The sequence below is a fragment of the Allobosea sp. R86505 genome, assembly GCF_042466375.1.
Classification (GTDB): Bacteria; Pseudomonadota; Alphaproteobacteria; order Rhizobiales; family Beijerinckiaceae; genus Allobosea.
Genome location: NZ_JAXHPY010000001.1, coordinates 3,821,177 through 3,836,930, shown reverse-complemented (window position 1 = coordinate 3,836,930; position 15,754 = coordinate 3,821,177). Strand labels below are relative to the sequence as shown.

Annotated in this window: 17 protein-coding genes and 1 other annotated feature; of the genes, 11 read left to right on the top strand and 6 right to left on the bottom strand. The window is 68.2% G+C overall.

Translation table 11 applies throughout. From position 1 onward, the window contains the following. Window positions 1-20 precede the first annotated feature (20 nt). The 3 genes from SJY11_RS18460 (at window position 21) to SJY11_RS18450 (ending at window position 2,346) form a co-directional block, all read left to right on the top strand. Window positions 21-269, top strand: coding sequence for a type II toxin-antitoxin system VapB family antitoxin (locus SJY11_RS18460; protein ID WP_326906657.1), 249 nt, complete (start codon window positions 21-23; stop codon window positions 267-269). Next, the gene (locus tag SJY11_RS18455) at window positions 266-673 is read left to right on the top strand and encodes a type II toxin-antitoxin system VapC family toxin (protein WP_376988209.1); all 408 of its coding nucleotides are present in this window, start codon (window positions 266-268) and stop codon (window positions 671-673) included. The genes SJY11_RS18460 and SJY11_RS18455 overlap by 4 nt, the downstream gene beginning before the upstream one ends. A gap of 287 nt (window positions 674-960) precedes the next feature. Further along, window positions 961-2,346 carry a class II 3-deoxy-7-phosphoheptulonate synthase gene (locus SJY11_RS18450; protein ID WP_376988208.1) on the top strand — a complete coding sequence of 462 codons (1,386 nt, stop codon included), beginning with the start codon at window positions 961-963 and terminating at the stop codon, window positions 2,344-2,346. 82 nt (window positions 2,347-2,428) lie between these two features. Here SJY11_RS18450 and SJY11_RS18445 read toward each other — a convergent pair whose 3' ends face one another. Further along, window positions 2,429-3,322: an outer membrane protein gene (locus SJY11_RS18445; protein ID WP_376988207.1), complete on the bottom strand. Its 894-nt coding sequence runs from the start codon at window positions 3,320-3,322 to the stop codon at window positions 2,429-2,431. Between the two features lie 152 nt (window positions 3,323-3,474). Between SJY11_RS18445 and SJY11_RS18440 the strand changes: the two genes are divergently transcribed. After that, window positions 3,475-5,094, top strand: coding sequence for a nitrilase-related carbon-nitrogen hydrolase (locus SJY11_RS18440; RefSeq protein WP_376988206.1), 1,620 nt, complete (start codon window positions 3,475-3,477; stop codon window positions 5,092-5,094). 18 nt (window positions 5,095-5,112) lie between these two features. Here SJY11_RS18440 and SJY11_RS18435 read toward each other — a convergent pair whose 3' ends face one another. Beyond that, a complete protein-coding gene (locus SJY11_RS18435) occupies window positions 5,113-6,594 on the bottom strand; it encodes a SulP family inorganic anion transporter (RefSeq protein ID WP_376988205.1) in 1,482 nt (493 codons plus the stop codon). A 63-nt stretch (window positions 6,595-6,657) separates the two neighbouring features. Then, window positions 6,658-6,713: a sequence feature (sul1 is cis-regulatory element that is thought to sense ions involved in sulfur or methionine metabolism; They are found in Alphaproteobacteria), on the bottom strand. Between the two features lie 127 nt (window positions 6,714-6,840). Between SJY11_RS18435 and gltX the strand changes: the two genes are divergently transcribed. After that, the gene (gltX, locus tag SJY11_RS18430) at window positions 6,841-8,199 is read left to right on the top strand and encodes a glutamate--tRNA ligase (RefSeq protein WP_376988204.1); all 1,359 of its coding nucleotides are present in this window, start codon (window positions 6,841-6,843) and stop codon (window positions 8,197-8,199) included. 33 nt (window positions 8,200-8,232) lie between these two features. Here gltX and SJY11_RS18425 read toward each other — a convergent pair whose 3' ends face one another. Next, the gene (locus tag SJY11_RS18425) at window positions 8,233-9,405 is read right to left on the bottom strand and encodes a DUF2865 domain-containing protein (protein WP_376988202.1); all 1,173 of its coding nucleotides are present in this window, start codon (window positions 9,403-9,405) and stop codon (window positions 8,233-8,235) included. 295 nt (window positions 9,406-9,700) lie between these two features. On the opposite strand from SJY11_RS18425, the gene SJY11_RS18420 reads away from it, so the two are divergent. Continuing rightward, window positions 9,701-10,681 (top strand): phosphoribosylaminoimidazolesuccinocarboxamide synthase, encoded by a 981-nt coding sequence (locus tag SJY11_RS18420; protein ID WP_376988200.1) that lies wholly within the window; start codon window positions 9,701-9,703, stop codon window positions 10,679-10,681. Window positions 10,682-10,855: 174 nt separating this feature from the next. Here SJY11_RS18420 and SJY11_RS18415 read toward each other — a convergent pair whose 3' ends face one another. Together SJY11_RS18415 and SJY11_RS18410 are read right to left on the bottom strand one after the other, a co-directional pair. After that, complete coding sequence (locus tag SJY11_RS18415) at window positions 10,856-11,350, bottom strand: MarR family winged helix-turn-helix transcriptional regulator (protein ID WP_376988198.1); 495 nt, start codon at window positions 11,348-11,350, stop codon at window positions 10,856-10,858. A gap of 31 nt (window positions 11,351-11,381) precedes the next feature. After that, window positions 11,382-12,467: a TRAP transporter substrate-binding protein gene (locus SJY11_RS18410; RefSeq protein WP_376988196.1), complete on the bottom strand. Its 1,086-nt coding sequence runs from the start codon at window positions 12,465-12,467 to the stop codon at window positions 11,382-11,384. A gap of 63 nt (window positions 12,468-12,530) precedes the next feature. Here SJY11_RS18410 and SJY11_RS18405 point away from each other — a divergent pair, with 63 nt between their 5' ends. Next, a complete protein-coding gene (locus SJY11_RS18405; RefSeq protein ID WP_376988194.1) occupies window positions 12,531-13,355 on the top strand; it encodes a fumarylacetoacetate hydrolase family protein in 825 nt (274 codons plus the stop codon). 117 nt (window positions 13,356-13,472) lie between these two features. After that, a complete protein-coding gene (locus SJY11_RS18400) occupies window positions 13,473-14,006 on the top strand; it encodes a hypothetical protein (protein WP_376988193.1) in 534 nt (177 codons plus the stop codon). Here SJY11_RS18400 and SJY11_RS18395 read toward each other — a convergent pair. Beyond that, on the bottom strand, window positions 13,976-14,551 hold the full coding sequence (locus SJY11_RS18395; RefSeq protein WP_376988192.1) for a GNAT family N-acetyltransferase: 576 nt from the start codon (window positions 14,549-14,551) through the stop codon (window positions 13,976-13,978). The two genes, SJY11_RS18400 and SJY11_RS18395, sit on opposite strands and share 31 nt — an antisense overlap. A gap of 87 nt (window positions 14,552-14,638) precedes the next feature. On the opposite strand from SJY11_RS18395, the gene SJY11_RS18390 reads away from it, so the two are divergent. The 3 genes from SJY11_RS18390 to SJY11_RS18380 all read left to right on the top strand — a co-directional run bounded on the left by SJY11_RS18390 (window position 14,639) and on the right by SJY11_RS18380 (window position 15,748). Further along, the gene (locus SJY11_RS18390; RefSeq protein ID WP_376988191.1) at window positions 14,639-15,157 is read left to right on the top strand and encodes a CreA family protein; all 519 of its coding nucleotides are present in this window, start codon (window positions 14,639-14,641) and stop codon (window positions 15,155-15,157) included. Between the two features lie 74 nt (window positions 15,158-15,231). Then, window positions 15,232-15,525: a BrnT family toxin gene (locus tag SJY11_RS18385; protein ID WP_376988189.1), complete on the top strand. Its 294-nt coding sequence runs from the start codon at window positions 15,232-15,234 to the stop codon at window positions 15,523-15,525. Then, window positions 15,470-15,748 (top strand): BrnA antitoxin family protein, encoded by a 279-nt coding sequence (locus tag SJY11_RS18380; protein ID WP_326906632.1) that lies wholly within the window; start codon window positions 15,470-15,472, stop codon window positions 15,746-15,748. The genes SJY11_RS18385 and SJY11_RS18380 overlap by 56 nt, the downstream gene beginning before the upstream one ends. Window positions 15,749-15,754 lie beyond the last annotated feature (6 nt).

Below are 15,754 nucleotides of genomic sequence, written 5' to 3'. Positions count from 1 at the left end.
TCTAGAACGGGACTGTCGCCATGGGCATCAGCATCAAGAACGACGAGGTCGAGGCGCTCGCCCGCAGACTCGCCGCCAAGCACGGCAAGGGCCTGACCGAGATCGTCCACGAGGCGCTTCGCGAGAAGGCGCAGCGCGAGGCTGCCGAGCCGACGCTGTGGGAGAAGCTCGCGCCGATCCATGCCAAGCTAGCTGCCATGCCAGATAGCGGCCTTCCCGCCGATCGGGCCTTCTATGACGAGATCAACGGCGAGGATGAACGACTTTGATCGTTATCGATGCGTCGGCGCTCGTCTCGATCTTGATGCCCGAGCATGATGGCGCTCTCCTGTCCGACCTCCTTGGCCGAAACCGGTCCTCGCAGCGCTTCGTCTCTACGGTCTCGATCTGGGAGGCTGCATGCGCGGTTGGCAGGCTCAAAAACTGCGACCGAAAGCTAGGCCTGCAGTTGGTCGACGAGATCATGTCGACGCTCGCGATCGCCCCCATTGCTCCCGACATCGCAGTCACAGCACTCGCTGTCGAGGCGGCCGAGCGTTACGGGATGGGACCGGGACGTCCTGGCATCCTCAATCTCGGGGATTGCTTCTCCTACGCCACGGCCCGGCATTTGAAGGCCCGGCTGCTGTTCAAGGGCGACGACTTCAGCCGCACGGACATCGAGCCGGCCTGACCCGAGGCAGGCGGGCAACGCTCGCCATCGGCGTTGAATCAGCGTTCGAACCGGTTGAACTGCAATGTCATTGCGTTCATGCGCGATGTGATGAGCCGGAATCGATCTGCGAGCCCCCGCCGGCAAGCGGCTGAACCGATTCAGCTTTCGCCAACCAAAGCGCCGCCGCGCCGGTCTCCGCCGGACTTGCTCGCTATGGTGGCCTTCGCGGCGCCTTGGGTGTATAGGCGCGCCTTCGCGCTTACGAACAGGTTAACCGGCGCGGAGTGAAGTCAGGAGCAGGACCCATGTCGGAGCGGTGGACGCCCGAGAGCTGGAGGGCAAAGCCCGTCCAGCAGATTCCGGATTATCCGGACCAGGCAGCCCTGAGGGCGGTCGAGCAGCAGCTCGCCGGCTTTCCGCCCCTCGTTTTTGCGGGTGAGGCGCGCAAGCTGAAGAAGGCGCTCGCGAAAGTCGCAAGCGGCGAGGCCTTCCTGCTCCAGGGCGGAGACTGTGCCGAAAGCTTCGGCGAGCATTCGGCCGACAACATCCGCGATTTCTTCCGGCTCTTCCTGCAGATGGCGGTGGTGCTGACCTTCGCCGGCGGCTCGCCCGTGGTGAAGGTCGGGCGCATCGCCGGCCAGTTCGCCAAGCCGCGTTCGGCTCCGACGGAGACCCTCAACGGCGTCGAATTGCCGAGCTACAAGGGCGATATCGTCAACGACAACGCCTTCACGCCGGAAGCCCGCATCCCCGATCCGCGCCGCCAGCTCGAGGCCTACAGGCAGTCGGCGGCGACGCTGAACTTGCTGCGCGCCTTCGCCACCGGCGGCTACGCCAACCTCGACAACGCCCATCGCTGGATGCTCGGCTTCGTCAAGGATGCCCCGGCTTCCTCGCGCTACAACGAGGTTGCCGAGCGCATCACCGAGGCGCTCGACTTCATGCGCGCCATTGGCATCGATCCCGAGACGCATCCCGAGATGCGCTCGACGGAGTTCTACACCAGCCACGAGGCGCTGCTGCTCGGCTACGAGCAGGCGATGACGCGCGTCGATTCCACCACAGGCGACTGGTACGACACCTCCGGCCACATGGTCTGGATCGGCGACCGCACGCGCCAGCTCGACCATGCCCATGTCGAGTTCTTCCGCGGCATCCGCAACCCGATCGGGCTGAAATGCGGCCCCTCGACCACGGTCGACAGCCTGCTCAAGCTGATCGACGTGCTCGATCCGCAGAACCAGGCCGGCCGCCTGACGCTGATCGGCCGCTTCGGCGCCGACAAGGTGTTCGACACGTTGCCGGCGCTGGTGCGCGCCACCAAGCGGGAAGGGCGCAACGTCGTCTGGTCCTGCGACCCGATGCACGGCAACACCGTGAAGGCCGCCAGCGGCTACAAGACCCGGCCCTTCGACCTGATCATGACCGAGGTGAAGAACTTCTTCGCGGTGCATCAGGCGGAAGGCACCCATGCCGGCGGCCTGCATTTGGAGATGACCGGCAAGAACGTCACCGAATGCACCGGCGGCGCGCGCGGCATGACCGATGCCGATCTCAACGACCGCTACCACACGGTCTGCGATCCCCGCCTCAACGCCGAGCAGGCGCTGGAGCTCGCCTTCCTCGTGGCCGAACTGGTCAAGCGCGAGCGGGCCGGGCGGGTCCGTCCGGAGGTCGAGGCGGCGGAGTGAGACGCCACCGTTCGAGGGGCTGAAACAGGAAAGCCGGGGCGTGCCGCCCCGGCTTTTTTCATGTCGGTCGAGACAGGCGGCGTCAGAACTTCAGCGCAGCGGCAACACGGCCGGTGTTGATCGTGGCCGTGGTGCCTTCGACATCGGCGAAGCGGATGATCTGGTATTCCGCGCGCAGGAACAGGTTCTCGGTGAGCGCCATGTCGATGCCGCCGCCGGCGGTCAGGCCGAAGCCGTAGACATTGCTCTTGGTGGAGCCGACGCGCAGCGGATAGCCAGAGGCCACGACATTGTTGTCGATCGCACCGGTGATGGGGTTGGTGCGGGTGAAGCGCCAGGTCGCATCGATCGTCGACGTCGTGTCGAAACGCCCCACGGCGCCGCCGATCGTGGCGAAGGGCATGATGCGCCCATAGGCCCAGCCCATCCGGATGCGCGCGGTAGCGTAATCCTTCAGTGCGGCGCCATGCCGCGTCGTCAGGGTGTAGTCGTTGATCGTGCCGTCGGATGTCGTCGAGCGGCGCCCGATGAAGTCGCTGAGCAGATATTCGTGGTTGGACTTGGTGTAGTCCGCCTCCAGGCCGAGGATCACATCGCCGAAGGCGAAATTGTAGCCGGCGAAGCCGAAAAACGTCGCGCCGCTGTCGGTCTTCGACGGCAGATTGCCCACCAGACTGCCCATGTTCACCTCGCTGCCGAGCAGGGTGTTGCGGTAGGCGAAGTTGGCGAGGTTCTGCAGCCCGTTGCCCGGCTCGAACTTGGTGGAGGAGACCCCGGCGCCGCCGCCGACATAGAAGCCCGACCAGTTCGTGTTGCCATCGAAGAATTCCGGCGCGGGCGGCGCGTCGTCGATCTGGGACCCGCGCAGGACGGGGTAGTCGGCCGCTCGCGCCTGCGAGAGGGCACCGAGCGTGCAGGCAGCGAGGGCGGCGAGGGCGAGGCTTCGGCCCGGTCGATGAGTCTGGCGGGTACGCATGGTCGCTTCTCCGAACGACGGCCGGCAATCTTGCAGGAGCGGCTCGTGTCCCATTCATGACCGCTTAACCCTAACGTCCGGTTAAGCGCGGCCGCGGGCGGGCCTGCGGCGCGCCGTTGCCCGGCCGTGCGCGCCGCGCTACAGCCACGGCCATGACCGCAAGCTTCTTCCGGCTCGCCCTGGCGCAAGCGAACGCCACGCTCGGGGACGTCGCGCGCAATGCCGACCTCGTCCGGGCCGCGCGCCGCGAGGCGGCCCGGGCCGGGGCCGATCTCGTCCTGTTTCCCGAGCTGATGCTGGCGGGCGGGCAGCCAGCCGGGCTGACCCTCGTTCCGGCCTTCCAGGACGCCTGTCGCCGCACCTGCGAGGCGCTCGCGCGCGAGACGGCCGATGGCGGTCCCGCGGTTCTGCTCGGCCTGCCCTGGGTCGAGGGCGGCCGGATCTACAATGCGCTGGCGCTGCTCGACGGCGGCGTGATCCAGGCGGTGCGCTTCAAGCACCGCCTCGGCGCATACGGCGGTGTCGACGAGGCGAGGGTGTTCTCCACCGGGCCTATGCCGGGGCCGGTGCCGTTCCGCGGGCAGGTCCGTCTGGGGCTGGCGATCGGCACCGATATCGCCGACGAGGAGGTGGCGGAGTGCCTGGCCGAGACGGGCGCCGAGATGCTGCTCGTCGCCGATGCCTCGGCCTATCGCCGCGGCATCGGCGACGTCCGCATGAACGCCGCCGTCGCGCGCGTCGTCGAGACGGGCCTGCCGCTGGTCTGGCTCAACGCGGTGGGCGGACAGGACGAGCAGGTCCTCGACGGCGCCTCCTTCGCGCTCGGGCACGAACGCAATCTGACGCTCCAGCTGCCCGCCTTCGCGGAGGCGCTCGCGGTCATGCCTTGGAGCCGCGAGCGCGGCGCCTGGCGCTGCGAGACGGGAGAGATCGCGCCGGTGCCGACCGCGGATGCGGCCGATTACGCCGCCTGCGTGCTCGGTCTGCGCGACCATGTCCGCCGGACGGGCACGGCCGGAATTCTGCTCGCACTCGGCGGGCTGGCCCCTGCGCTCGCGGCCATGATGGCGGTCGATGCGGTCGGGCCGGAGCGCGTCTGCGCCGTCGTGCTGGACATGGCCGGGGACGAGGAGCGGGAGCAGGCGGAGAGTCAGGCGTTCGCTCAGAGCCTCGGCATCCCGTGCCGGGTGGTGCCGATCGCACCGCTCGGCGCGCTGCTGGCCGAGACGCTGGGCGAGGGCATCGATGCAACGGGCGCAGCGCTGACGGCCGCTCGCGGTGCCCTGCTGACGGCGCTGGCGGCTCAGGAGAGCCGCACCCTCCTGAGCGAAGCGACCGCGGCCCCGCTGGTCGATGTCTTCGATCCGGTCAGGCCTTTCTCGGAGACCGAGATCGCCCGCCTCTGTGAGCTGCGTCAGGGCTGGAAGCCCGCGGGGGCGCTCGGGCGCGACGGCGCGATCGTTCCGGCGGCCTGGCTCGCGCAGCGCCCCGATCCGCAGCGGGACGAAATCCTGTCCGCGCTCGGGCTGGGCCGGCGCGTCGCCGAGATCGTCGCGGACGGCCATGCCCGACAGACCGTGATGGTTCTGCAGGAGGAGTTTCGCCGCAGGCGCCGGGCAGTCCTGGGTCCTGCCGGCGTCCGACTGACGGACGAGGGGCCGCGCCAGCCACCGCGCCATGGCTTCGTCGACGGCGGCGAGCCGGTCCATGAGCCGGATGCCGCGCTGGTCCGCGGTGTCGGCCGCAACGGCGGCGAGAGCATCGATTTCTGAGGCCGGCTCGCCCGGGCTTCAGTGGACGGCTGCTGGCCCCGCGTCGCCCTTGTCGTGCCGCCCGAAGCGGTCGACCATCGTCGCGCTGGCCTCGTTGAGGCCGAGCACCTCGACCTCCGCCCCGTTCTTGCGCAGGCGCAGCACCACCTTGTCGAGCGCGCCGATCGCCGAAATGTCCCAGAAATGCGCATGCGTCAGGTCGATCGTCACGCGCGCGGGCCGCTCCTCGAAGGAGAAATCGCGGAGAAAGCTCTCGACCGAGGCGAAGAAGATCTGGCCGCGGACCACATAGGTAACGGCCGTGCCATCCGCGCTGTCGCGCTTCTCGACGGCGACGAGGCGCGCGACCTTGCCGGCGAAGAACACGCCCGACAAAAGCACGCCGACGAGCACGCCCTTGGCGAGGTCATGCGTCGCCACCACGGTCGTCACAGTCGCCAGCATCACGATGGAGGAAGGCAGGGGATTGGTCCGCAGGTCGAGGATCGAGCGCCAGGAGAAGGTGCCGATCGAGACCATGATCATCACCGCGACCAGGGCGGCCATGGGGATGATCCGCACGAGATCGTCGAGCACGAGAATCAGGAAGAGCAGGAAGGCCCCGGCCACGAAGGTCGAGAGCCGGCCGCGCCCGCCCGAGGTCACGTTGATCACCGACTGGCCGATCATGGCGCAGCCGCCCATGCCGCCGATCAGCGCCGAGGCGATGTTGCTGGCGCCCTGGCCGTAGCATTCCTGGCTCTTGTTGCTGGTCGTCTCGGTCATGTCGTCGACGATCTGGGCCGTCAGCAACGATTCCAGCAGCCCCACCGCCGCCAGCGCGACCGAATAGGGAAAGATGATCCGCAGCGTCTCGAAGGTCAGCGGCACCTGCGGCAGCGCGAAGACCGGCAGCGTCGAAGGCAGTTCGCCGAGATCGCCGACGGTGCGCAGATCCAGCCCGAGACCCCAGGCCAGCGCCGTCAGCACCGCGATGGCGACGAGTGGGGAGGGGATCGCCTTGGTGACATAGGGCAGGAGATAGATGATCGCGAGGCCGCCCGCGATCATCGCATAGGTCAGCGAGGGCACGCCGATCAGCTCCGGCAGCTGCGCCATGAAAATCAGGATCGCGAGGGCGTTGACGAAGCCGGTGATGACCGAGCGCGAGACGAAGTTCATCAGGCGCCCCAGGCGCAACGCGCCGGCCCCGAGCTGGATCAGCCCCATCAGGATCGTCGCGGCGAAGAGATAGGGCAGGCCGTGTTCCTTCACCAGCGTGACCATCAGCACGGCGGTGGCGGCAGTGGCCGCCGAGATCATCCCTGGCCGCCCCCCGACGAAGGCCGACACGCAGGCGATCGCGAAGGAGGCGAACAGCCCGACCTTGGGGTCGACGCCGGCGATGACCGAGAAGCCGATCGCCTCCGGGATCAGCGCGAGCGCCACGACGATGCCGGAGAGGATGTCGCCCCGGATGTTGGAGAACCATTCGCGGCGATAGCTGGACAATCGTGTCATGAAAAAAACCCATAGCGATCGGACCCGGCGGCAGGCGCAGGCTTCAGGCGGGATCGGCAGTTGGGTTGTCCGGCGGATCGGCGGCCGGAAGAGCCACCCGGATTTTCACCGGGTCCATTCGAATGCCATCATTAAGCCGGAGATTGTGCTGCGCTGCAATGGCGGCGTTCGCATCGCATCATGCCCCCTGCACATGGCCGGCGGAGGCGATTGTCGCTGCCGGCCAAAAGCGCCATAAGCGCCGCCATGACCAGCCCCGCGCCTTCCCGCCCGCCGCTCCTACGCTTCGCGCCCTCGCCGACGGGCTATCTGCATATCGGAAATGCCCGCTCGGCCCTGTTCAACGGGCTCTATGCCCGGCGCCATGGCGGGCGCTTCATGCTGCGTTACGACGACACCGATCTCGCGCGCTCGAAGCCGGAATACGCCGCCGCCATCGCCGAGGATCTCGCCTGGCTCGGCATCACGCCCGATCTCGTCATCAGCCAGTCGCAGCGCCTCTCGCTCTATGATGCGGCGGCGGAGGATCTGCGCGCTGCGGGCCGGCTCTACCCCTGCTATGAGACCGCCGACGAACTCGACCGGCGCCGCAAGCGCCAGCTTGCCCGCGGCCTGCCGCCGATCTACGACCGCGCCGCGCTGAAGCTCACCGCCGAGGACCGCGCGAAGCTCGAGGCGGAAGGGCGCCGGCCGCATTGGCGCTTCCTGCTGGAGCCACGCGTTGTCGCCTGGACCGATCTGATCCGCGGCGACGCCCATGTCGATTGCGCCTCGCTCTCCGACCAGGTGCTGATCCGCGAGGACGGCAGCTATCTCTACCATCTGCCCTCGGTCGTGGACGACGCGGCGACCGGCGTGACCCACATCATCCGGGGCGAGGACCACGTCACCAATACGGCGGTGCATATCCAGATCTTCCAGGCGCTGGGGGCGGCGCTGCCGGCCTTCGGCCACCACAACCTGCTGACCACGGCGAGCGGCGAGGGGCTCTCGAAGCGGCTCGGCCATCTTTCGCTGCGCGGCCTGCGCGAGGCCGGCGTCGAGCCGCTGGCGGTCGCGGCGCTCGCAACGCTGACCGGCTCGTCGGATGCGGTGCGCCCGGTGTCGAGCCTCGACGAACTGGCCGGTCTGGTCGATCTCGCCCATGTCTCGCGCGCACCGGCCAAGTTCGACGAGCACGACCTCGACACGCTCAGCGCCCGCACGCTTCACCAGCTGCCCTATCAGGCGGTCGCAACGCGTCTGGCGGCACTGGGCATCGGAGGGGCGGAACCGTTCTGGCTCGCGATCCGCGGCAACCTCGCGAAGCTCGACGACGCCCGCCTCTGGGACGACGTCGTGCGCGGGCCGATCAGGCCGGTCATCGCCGATGCGGAGTTCGCCGCGACCGCGGCGTCCGTGCTGCCGCCCGAGCCCTTCGACGCGACCACCTGGAAAAGCTGGACGGCCGCTGTCCAGGCCGCGACCGGCGCCAAGGGCAAGGCCCTGTTCATGCCGCTGCGCCAGGCCCTGACTGCGCAGGATCACGGGCCCGAACTGGCGGCCCTGCTGCCGCTCTTCGGCCGTGACAAGGCACTGCGTCGGCTCAGGGGCGAGAGCGCCTGAGCGTTAGCGGAGCGGCGGCGTCATTCGGATCATTCAGGGACGGATCGTTGCGGTTCCGAGGTTCGGCGCGAGGTTCGGCGCGACGATCCGGACGGTGCGGCGTTCGCCGGTCACGCTCTGCGTCTCGCGCTTGAGACCGTCGCCCTTGTCGAGCACGCGCTCGCCGACCGATTGCGGGCCGACACCCGCCGATTCCGTGCCGGCCGTCGGCGAATTCTCGGACGGCATCGGCTTCTCGTCGGGGATTTCGACTGCGGCCGGCTGCGGGGCCGGCGGGGCGCCGCGGCGCCGCGGATCGGGCTTCGCCTCCTTGGGGCGCGAGAGCTCCGCCGCGCGCTGCTCGGTGACGATGACGTCGCCCTTGCGCTTGTCGAGCAGGTATTCGGCCTCCTTCAGCGCCTGGGCCCAGCTCTGGCCGGGCGCGCGGCAGGTGCAGGCGGCGTCGAAGCTGCGCTGGTATTTCCCCGCATTCGGCAGCGAGGCATAGGGCTGCCCGGTCGAGCGTGCGACCGCGTTCTGGATCTCGCCGCCATTGGTCATGCCATAGGCCAGGGTCTGTGTGCCCGGGCAGAGCGCCTGGCACATCTCGTCCGAGCTGTCGCGACCGCCGGGATTGTTCGCGAGCGGGAAGAAGAAGCCGTCGCAGGTCCGCACGCAGACCGTCTGCGGCCCGCCGAGGCGCGGCTTTTCCGGCTCCAGCGGCTGCTCCGGGTCGAGCTCAGGCAGGGTCGAATCGATTTCGCCGCGGCGCGGCTCCAGGCCGAAGATCGTCTCGAAGAAGCCGCGTTGCTGCGGCGCCCGGCAATTGGCATTGATCGCCGCTGCCAGCTGAGCGCGGCGCTGCTCGAGCGCGCCGCCCCGGGCCATCTGCTGCAGCCGCGCATATTGTCCCTGCAACTGGCCGATCTGCGCGCGCAACCCGCCGCATTCGCGGGGCGGTCCCTCGCCGAAGAAGGTGAAGCCGCCGCGCTCGCAACCCATCGCCCGGTACTGGTTCGTCGCCTGGGCGAGCTGGGAGCCGACACGCTGCGCCATCTGCGCGGCGCGCGGATCGCCGCCGCCCTGGCCCTGCAGACTCGCCAGCTCCGAGCGCCAGGCGTTGCAGGCGGGGGACTGCGCCACCGCGCCGCCGCCCATGGCCGCCAGGGCAACGAGCGCAGCCACGAGGCGCAGGACGCGCCGCGGAGGGGAGGATCTCGATGTCATCGGGAGTCGGATCACGTCACCTGCTTGTCGGTCTCGAATGCCGGACGATCCTTGCCCCTGGCTGGCGGCTCGTCCCCGTCGCCGACAACAGCCTCCAAACGCGACGGAACTATGGAGCGATGCCCGCGGGCACCGGACGATGTCGGGTCCGCATGCCATATTCGCCCTCGCCGGGCAATCGCTGCGCCGCCAGCGCTCGTGGATCGAGGGCGGTTGGCGTGCGCGCGCCGACTGTCTAGAAGGCTCGCACCCGCCGGCGCATGTCGCGCCGGCGTTGTGACCGGGCGATGCCGACATGACCCTTCCTCTGGCGCTGGAAGCTGCCTTCATCCCCGAACTGCCGAACTATTATCGCGGCAAGGTTCGCGAGAACTACGATCTCCCTGACGGGCGCCGCATCCTGATCTCGACCGACCGGCTGAGCGCCTTCGACCGCGCCATCGCCGCGATCCCCTGCAAGGGCCAGGTGCTGACGCAGACGGCGCGCCACTGGTTCGAGCAGACCGCCGACATCTGCCCCAACCACGTGCTCGAATATCCCGATCCCAATGTCGTCATCGGCAAGCGGCTCGACATCCTTCCCGTCGAGATCGTGGTGCGCGGCTATCTCGCCGGGACGACCGGCACCTCGATCCTGACCCTGTACAAGCAGGGGCAGCGCGCGATGTACGGGATCACGCTGCCCGACGGCCTGCGCGACAATGAGCGCCTGCCCGAGGCGATCATCACCCCGACCAGCAAGGCCTTCGACGGCGGCCATGACGAGCCGCTCTCCGCCGCACAGATCATCGACGAGGGGCTTTTGACCCGCGAGCAGTGGGAGACGGTCAGCCGCTATGCGCTGGCGCTCTTCGCCCGGGGCCAGGCGATGGCCGCCCAGCGCGGCCTGATCCTCGCCGACACCAAATACGAGTTCGGCACCGACACCGACGGCACCATCCTGCTCGCCGACGAGATCCACACCCCCGATTCCAGCCGCTACTGGATGGCCGGCAGCTATGCCGCGCGGTTCGAGACCGGCGAGAAGCCCGAATCCTTCGACAAGGATTTCGTCCGCAACTGGGTCGTCGCCCGCTGCGATCCCTACAAGGAAGAGCTGCCGCCCATCCCGGCCGAACTGATCGCGCAGACCTCGGAGGTCTATGTCCGCGCCTTCGAGACCATCACGGGCCGGACCTTCGAGCCGCCCCCGGCCGGCGAACCGCCGCTGGAGCGCATCCGCCGCAATCTCGCGCGGTTTTTTGATCGACAGCCGTCAATTAGCGGGGCGATCTAACGTCGTCTGCGACCTTCGTCGGTTTCCTCACCGTCATTCCGGACAAGCCGCGCAGCGGCGCCGATCCGGAATCCATCATAGAGCGCCGTCGGGCCTTACGATGGATTCCGGGCCTCCGCTTCGCTGCGCCCGGAATGACGACGCGGGAGAGGTAAGCGGTGCAAGACGGAGCCCTCAGCCCTCGTCGTCGCGATAGCTGCCGGCGAGGTGGCGGCTGCGCTCCGTCAGGGTCGAGAGCACGCGCTCGAAGACCTTGAGCTCCTCGGGCGCGATGCCCTCCGTCCAGCGCGCCTGGAAGGCGAGCGCCAGCGGCACGATCTGGGCGTAGATCCGCTCGCCGGCTGCGGTCAGCGCGACGAAGGATTCGCGCCGGTCCTGGCGGTTTTCGGCCCGCGAGACGAGCCCGCGCTTTTCCAGCTCCGTGACGGCGCGCGAGACCTTGGTCTTGTGCATCTGCGCGAGTTCGCCGATGTCGCGAGAGGTCAGCTTGCCGAATTCGCCGAGCTGCGCCACCACCCGCCATTCGGGAATGCCGATGCCGAACTGCGCGTCGTAGATGCGCCCCAGCGCGCGGGCCGAGTGGAAGGCCACGACATTGAGGCGATAAGGCAGGAACTGCTCCAGCCGGAGCGGCGTGTCCGGCTGGGGAGACAGGGGCTTGGTCGTCATCGGCTGGCCGAAGCCTCCCGTGATCGGGCGCTCAGCGCGCTTTGAGCCGGTTCATGAAGCTGTCGAAGGACAACTCCGCCACCTGCCACCAGAGCAGGTTCTCGCCGCGGAAGGCCACCATCGAATCATAGCCCTTCTTGAAGTCCGCGCTCTTCGCGGAGGTCTCGGCGTAGTATTCCTCGGCCGCCTTCAGCGCGGCTTCCATCACCGGAAGCGGGAAGGGGCGAAGCTGCGCACCCTGCGCCACCAGCCGGCGCAGGCCACCCGGGTTCACGAAGTCGTATTTGCCGAGCATCCAGTTGTTGGCCGCCTCGCAGGCTTGGCTGACGATCGCCTGGTAGTGCTTGGGCAGCTTGGCCCAGGCCTCCTTGCCGATGATCAGGTGCAGCATCGCGCCGCCCTCCCACCAGCCGGGATAGTAGTAGTATTTGGCGACGCGGATGAAGCCGAGCTTCTCGTCGTCATAGGGGCCGACGAACTCGGCCGCGTCGATCGTGCCGCGCTCCAGCGCCGGGTAGACGTCGCCGGGCGCGATCTGGGTCGGCACCACGCCGAGCTTGGCGAGAACCGCTCCGCCCATGCCGCCGACACGGAACTTCAGCCCCTTGAGGTCGTCGAGCCCCTTGAGCTCGTTGCGGAAGAAGCCGCCCATCTGGCAGCCGGAATTGCCGCAGGGGATGGAGTACGCATTGAAGCGATCGAGCACGCCGTTGACGATCTGCTCGCCCCCGCCGAAATACCACCAGCTGTGCTGCTGGCGGGCATTCAGGCCGAAGGGGATGCCGGTGCCCAGCCCGAGCGTCGGGTCCTTGCCGATGTAGAAATAGGTCGGCGAATGCGCGCATTCGACCGTACCGGAGGAGACCGCGTCGAGCGCCTGCAGGCCGGGCACGATCTCGCCGGGCGCGAAAACCTGGATCTGGAACTTGCCGTCGGTGGCATCGCTGACCAGCTTGGAAAACTGCTGCGCCGTGCCGAAGATCGTGTCGAGTGACTTCGGGAAGCTCGAGGTCAGCCGCCACTTCACCTCGGGCTGCGACTGCGCGATCGCAGGCATCGCGACCGGCGTCGCGGCGGCGGCGAGAGCACCTGTTTTCAAAAAGTCGCGGCGTTTCATAAGGTGATCCTCCCACGGGCTTGTTGAACTCTTATTGGCGTGTCGCGCGCGGATTGGAAAGACATGAAACTCGCTTCGCTTATGCATGGTCGGGATGGCCGCCTGGTCGTCGTCTCGCGCGATCTGACCCGCGCCACCGACGCCTTTCCCGTGGTGCCGACACTGCAGGCGGCGCTCGACGACTGGGACCGGCAAGCCCCGCGTCTGGAGGACCTTGCGGTCAGTCTGGAGCACGGTTCGGTGCCCTCCTTCCGCTTCCACGAGCATGACTGCGCCGCGCCCCTGCCGCGCGCCTTCGGCCGTCTCGTCGCGGCCGGCCAGGCGGGGGATCTCGCCCCCGCCCGCTCCGCCGGGGCGCTGGGGCCGCGCCAGCCCGTGCGGGCCCTGGACGAAGCGGCCGGACTCGCCGCCGAGGTGGGCCTGGCGGCGATCGTGGGCGATGTCCCGGCCGCTGCGAGCCCGGCCCAGGCCGCGGCGCTGGTCAGGGTGGTGATGCTGGGCTGCCGGGTGATCGAGACGAAGGACAATGAACGCGCAGGCGGCGCGTTGGGACGGGAAGTGGCCTGCAGCTTTTCGCCTGTCGTCGTCACGCCCGACGAGATCGGCCCCTCCTGGCGCCAAGGGCGCATCGACCTGCCGCTGCTGTTCAGGGTCAACCAGCAGCCGCCTCGGCCCGGCCAGGCGACCGGCGCCGTGGCGGCGGGCGACCTGCTGGCACGGGCGGCCGAGCGGCATGACCTGCAGGCGGGAACGATCCTGGCCTGGTCCGTCCCGATGCCGCAGGAGCAGCCGTTGCGCTTCGGCGATATCGTCCGCATCGAGATGAAGGACGCCGCCGGCCACTCCATCTTCGGCGCGATCGAGCAGGAGATCCTGCCGGCCGGGTGAGGGACCTCTCGCGCGGTCCCTGCGCCGCAGCGCTCGGCGTCATAGCGCTTGGCGCCTGCGGGGCCTCCCGCTACCCTGTCGCCGAACCGCCAAGCCCGCCGCGAGAGCCTCCGCCTGATGATCGACCCCGTCGCCTTCTATCCCGAGACCATCCCGCTCGCCGTCTTCGTCTGGGGGCCGGTGCTGGTGATGGTGCTGTTCTGGGTCGCGGGCATCTGGTCGAGCCGCCAGGGCGTGCCGCGCATGCTCGAGAACGACTGGAACGGCTACAACGCCGCCGATGTCGAGAAGCTCTTCGCCCTCTATGGCGAGACGCACCGCGCCCGCTATCGCAACCGGGTGCTGCCGGCCGATGTCGCCTTCGCCTTCACCTATGCGATCGTCGGCGCCATGCTGATCGCGGGCCTCGCCATGCGGGGCCAGCCCTGGTGGGTCGCGGCGCTCTGCGGCGGCGGCTGGCTGCTCGGCGGGCTCTGCGATGTCGCCGAGAACCTCGCCGTCGCCCGTCTGCTCGACAAATACCCGAAGGTCGAGGCGGGCGACGTCGCCTTCGCCAGCCGCGCGACGCAGCTCAAGCTCGTGCTCTTCCTGTTCGGCATCGTCGGCGCCATCGCCGCCGCCTATCTCGCCTTCAAGCCGCTGGCGGCCTGACTCCGCCCCCGCCAGTCCGCGCCGTTCAGGCGAAACTGCGCACCGGGCACCGGCGGATCGCCGATCAGCACGGCCGAAGCCTCGGCCTGGCGCGTGAAGCCGAGCTTCTGCGCGAGCCGGCAGGATGCCGCGTTCTGCGGATGGGTCAGGATCGCGAGGGCGGGCAGGCCCAGCGTCGCGATACCGTGGGCGACCACCCGTTCGGACGCCTCGAAAGCGTAGCCCTTGCCCCAGTGGCGCGCCTCGAAGCGATAGCTGAGCTGGGGCTCCTCACCACTCGCCCCGCCCGGAATCAGTCCGACATAGCCGAGGAACTCGTCCGCCACAGCGCGGCTGAACACGCTCCAGTATCCGAGCCCGATCGCGACATGGCTGAAGCTGCGCGCCGCGACGGCCTCCCGGCCCATCTCTGCCGAGCCCGCCGGCGCGATATGGCGCATGACCTGCGGATCAGCGTTGAGCCGCGCGATCCGATCGAGATCGGTCATCGTGCGCGGGCGCAGGGTCAGGCGTTCGGTTGAAAGCGTGGGCAGGTCGCTCGGCATGCGGACATCTCATTGGGGCTGGCGCCGTCGGCTCGCGGCTCCCATATCCGGCCCGGTGCCGGTTGAGAACGGCTTAGGAGAATGAGAATGCGTGCCCGCCGTCCTGTTGTCGCCGTCCTGGCCGCTCTTGCCTTGGCCGCGGGTCTAGCAGCCCCGGCCGCTGCGCAGGAAGACCTGATCTTCAAGAAATCGACCGTCTGGAAGATGCTGACGCCGGACCACAAGCTCGCGGTCTATGGGATCGACGATCCGATCGTCGAGGGCGTGGCCTGCCACTACACCGTTCCTGAAAAGGGCGGCGTCGCCGGCATGTTCGGCGTTGCCGAGGAGGTCTCCGAGATCTCGCTCGCCTGCCGCCAGATCGGCCCGATCAAGTTCAAGGAAAAGTCCGAACAGGGCGATGTCGTCTTCCGCGAGCGCCGCTCGCTGATCTGGAAGAAGATGCAGATAGTCCGCGGCTGCGACGTCAAGCGCAACGTATTGATCTATATGGCTTATTCCGACAAGCTGATCGAGGGCTCGCCGCAGAATTCGACCTCGACCGTGCCGATCATGCCCTGGGGCGGCGTCGGCGAGCCTGCCAAGTGCGCCGACTGGATCAAGTGAGAGGAAACGACCCTCAGTCTTGCAAAGCGTACGCTATTTTGTATGATTTTTGAGTTCGCGCGCTGGGGTCGCCCATGGAGTTCGAATGGGACGACGCCAAGCGGCAAGAGGTCGTGGACCGAAGGGGCATCGACCTGCTTTTCGCTGCAGGTATCTTCGAAGGTCGCGTGCTGACGCGTTTGGACCCTCGGGACTACGGGGGCGAGACGCGTCTGGTTTCGATTGGAATCGTTGAGGGCGATTATTTTGTCGTTGTTCATACTGAGCGGGAAGGGCGGACGCGCCTGATTACTGCCTGGAGGGCTGGCAGACATGAGCGAAAGCAATATCAAGCGAGCATCGCTGGCAGAAATCACGGCGATGCGTAAGCGCGGCGAGCTTTACTACAACCCCGACGCGCCTGAAGGCCCGAGCCTCGGTCCTGATTTTTGGGCCAACGCCGAAATTGTCGAGCCGAAAGGCACGACCTCCGTCCATCTCAAGCTCGATGCGGATGTGTTCGACTACTTCAAGCAGGGCGGCAAGGGCCACCTCACGCGGATGCAGAACGTGCTGAAGGCCTATGTCGATGCGATGCGCAAGGCGGGCTGATCACGA

Bases quoted from the DNA above. Each gene is read 5' to 3' on its own strand.
- SJY11_RS18415 (WP_376988198.1), bottom strand. From the start codon at position 11,350: ATGACGACCAAGCCCCTGTCTCCCCAGCCGGACACGCCGCTCCGGCTG.
- SJY11_RS18385 (WP_376988189.1), top strand. From the start codon at position 15,232: ATGGAGTTCGAATGGGACGACGCCAAGCGGCAAGAGGTCGTGGACCGA.
- SJY11_RS18440 (WP_376988206.1), top strand. From the start codon at position 3,475: ATGACCGCAAGCTTCTTCCGGCTCGCCCTGGCGCAAGCGAACGCCACG.
- SJY11_RS18395 (WP_376988192.1), bottom strand. From the start codon at position 14,551: ATGCCGAGCGACCTGCCCACGCTTTCAACCGAACGCCTGACCCTGCGC.
- SJY11_RS18435 (WP_376988205.1), bottom strand. From the start codon at position 6,594: ATGACACGATTGTCCAGCTATCGCCGCGAATGGTTCTCCAACATCCGG.
- SJY11_RS18425 (WP_376988202.1), bottom strand. From the start codon at position 9,405: ATGACATCGAGATCCTCCCCTCCGCGGCGCGTCCTGCGCCTCGTGGCT.
- SJY11_RS18410 (WP_376988196.1), bottom strand. From the start codon at position 12,467: ATGAAACGCCGCGACTTTTTGAAAACAGGTGCTCTCGCCGCCGCCGCG.
- SJY11_RS18420 (WP_376988200.1), top strand. From the start codon at position 9,701: ATGACCCTTCCTCTGGCGCTGGAAGCTGCCTTCATCCCCGAACTGCCG.
- SJY11_RS18400 (WP_376988193.1), top strand. From the start codon at position 13,473: ATGATCGACCCCGTCGCCTTCTATCCCGAGACCATCCCGCTCGCCGTC.
- SJY11_RS18390 (WP_376988191.1), top strand. From the start codon at position 14,639: ATGCGTGCCCGCCGTCCTGTTGTCGCCGTCCTGGCCGCTCTTGCCTTG.
- SJY11_RS18460 (WP_326906657.1), top strand. From the start codon at position 21: ATGGGCATCAGCATCAAGAACGACGAGGTCGAGGCGCTCGCCCGCAGA.
- gltX (WP_376988204.1), top strand. From the start codon at position 6,841: ATGACCAGCCCCGCGCCTTCCCGCCCGCCGCTCCTACGCTTCGCGCCC.
- SJY11_RS18405 (WP_376988194.1), top strand. From the start codon at position 12,531: ATGAAACTCGCTTCGCTTATGCATGGTCGGGATGGCCGCCTGGTCGTC.
- SJY11_RS18445 (WP_376988207.1), bottom strand. From the start codon at position 3,322: ATGCGTACCCGCCAGACTCATCGACCGGGCCGAAGCCTCGCCCTCGCC.
- SJY11_RS18380 (WP_326906632.1), top strand. From the start codon at position 15,470: ATGAGCGAAAGCAATATCAAGCGAGCATCGCTGGCAGAAATCACGGCG.
- SJY11_RS18450 (WP_376988208.1), top strand. From the start codon at position 961: ATGTCGGAGCGGTGGACGCCCGAGAGCTGGAGGGCAAAGCCCGTCCAG.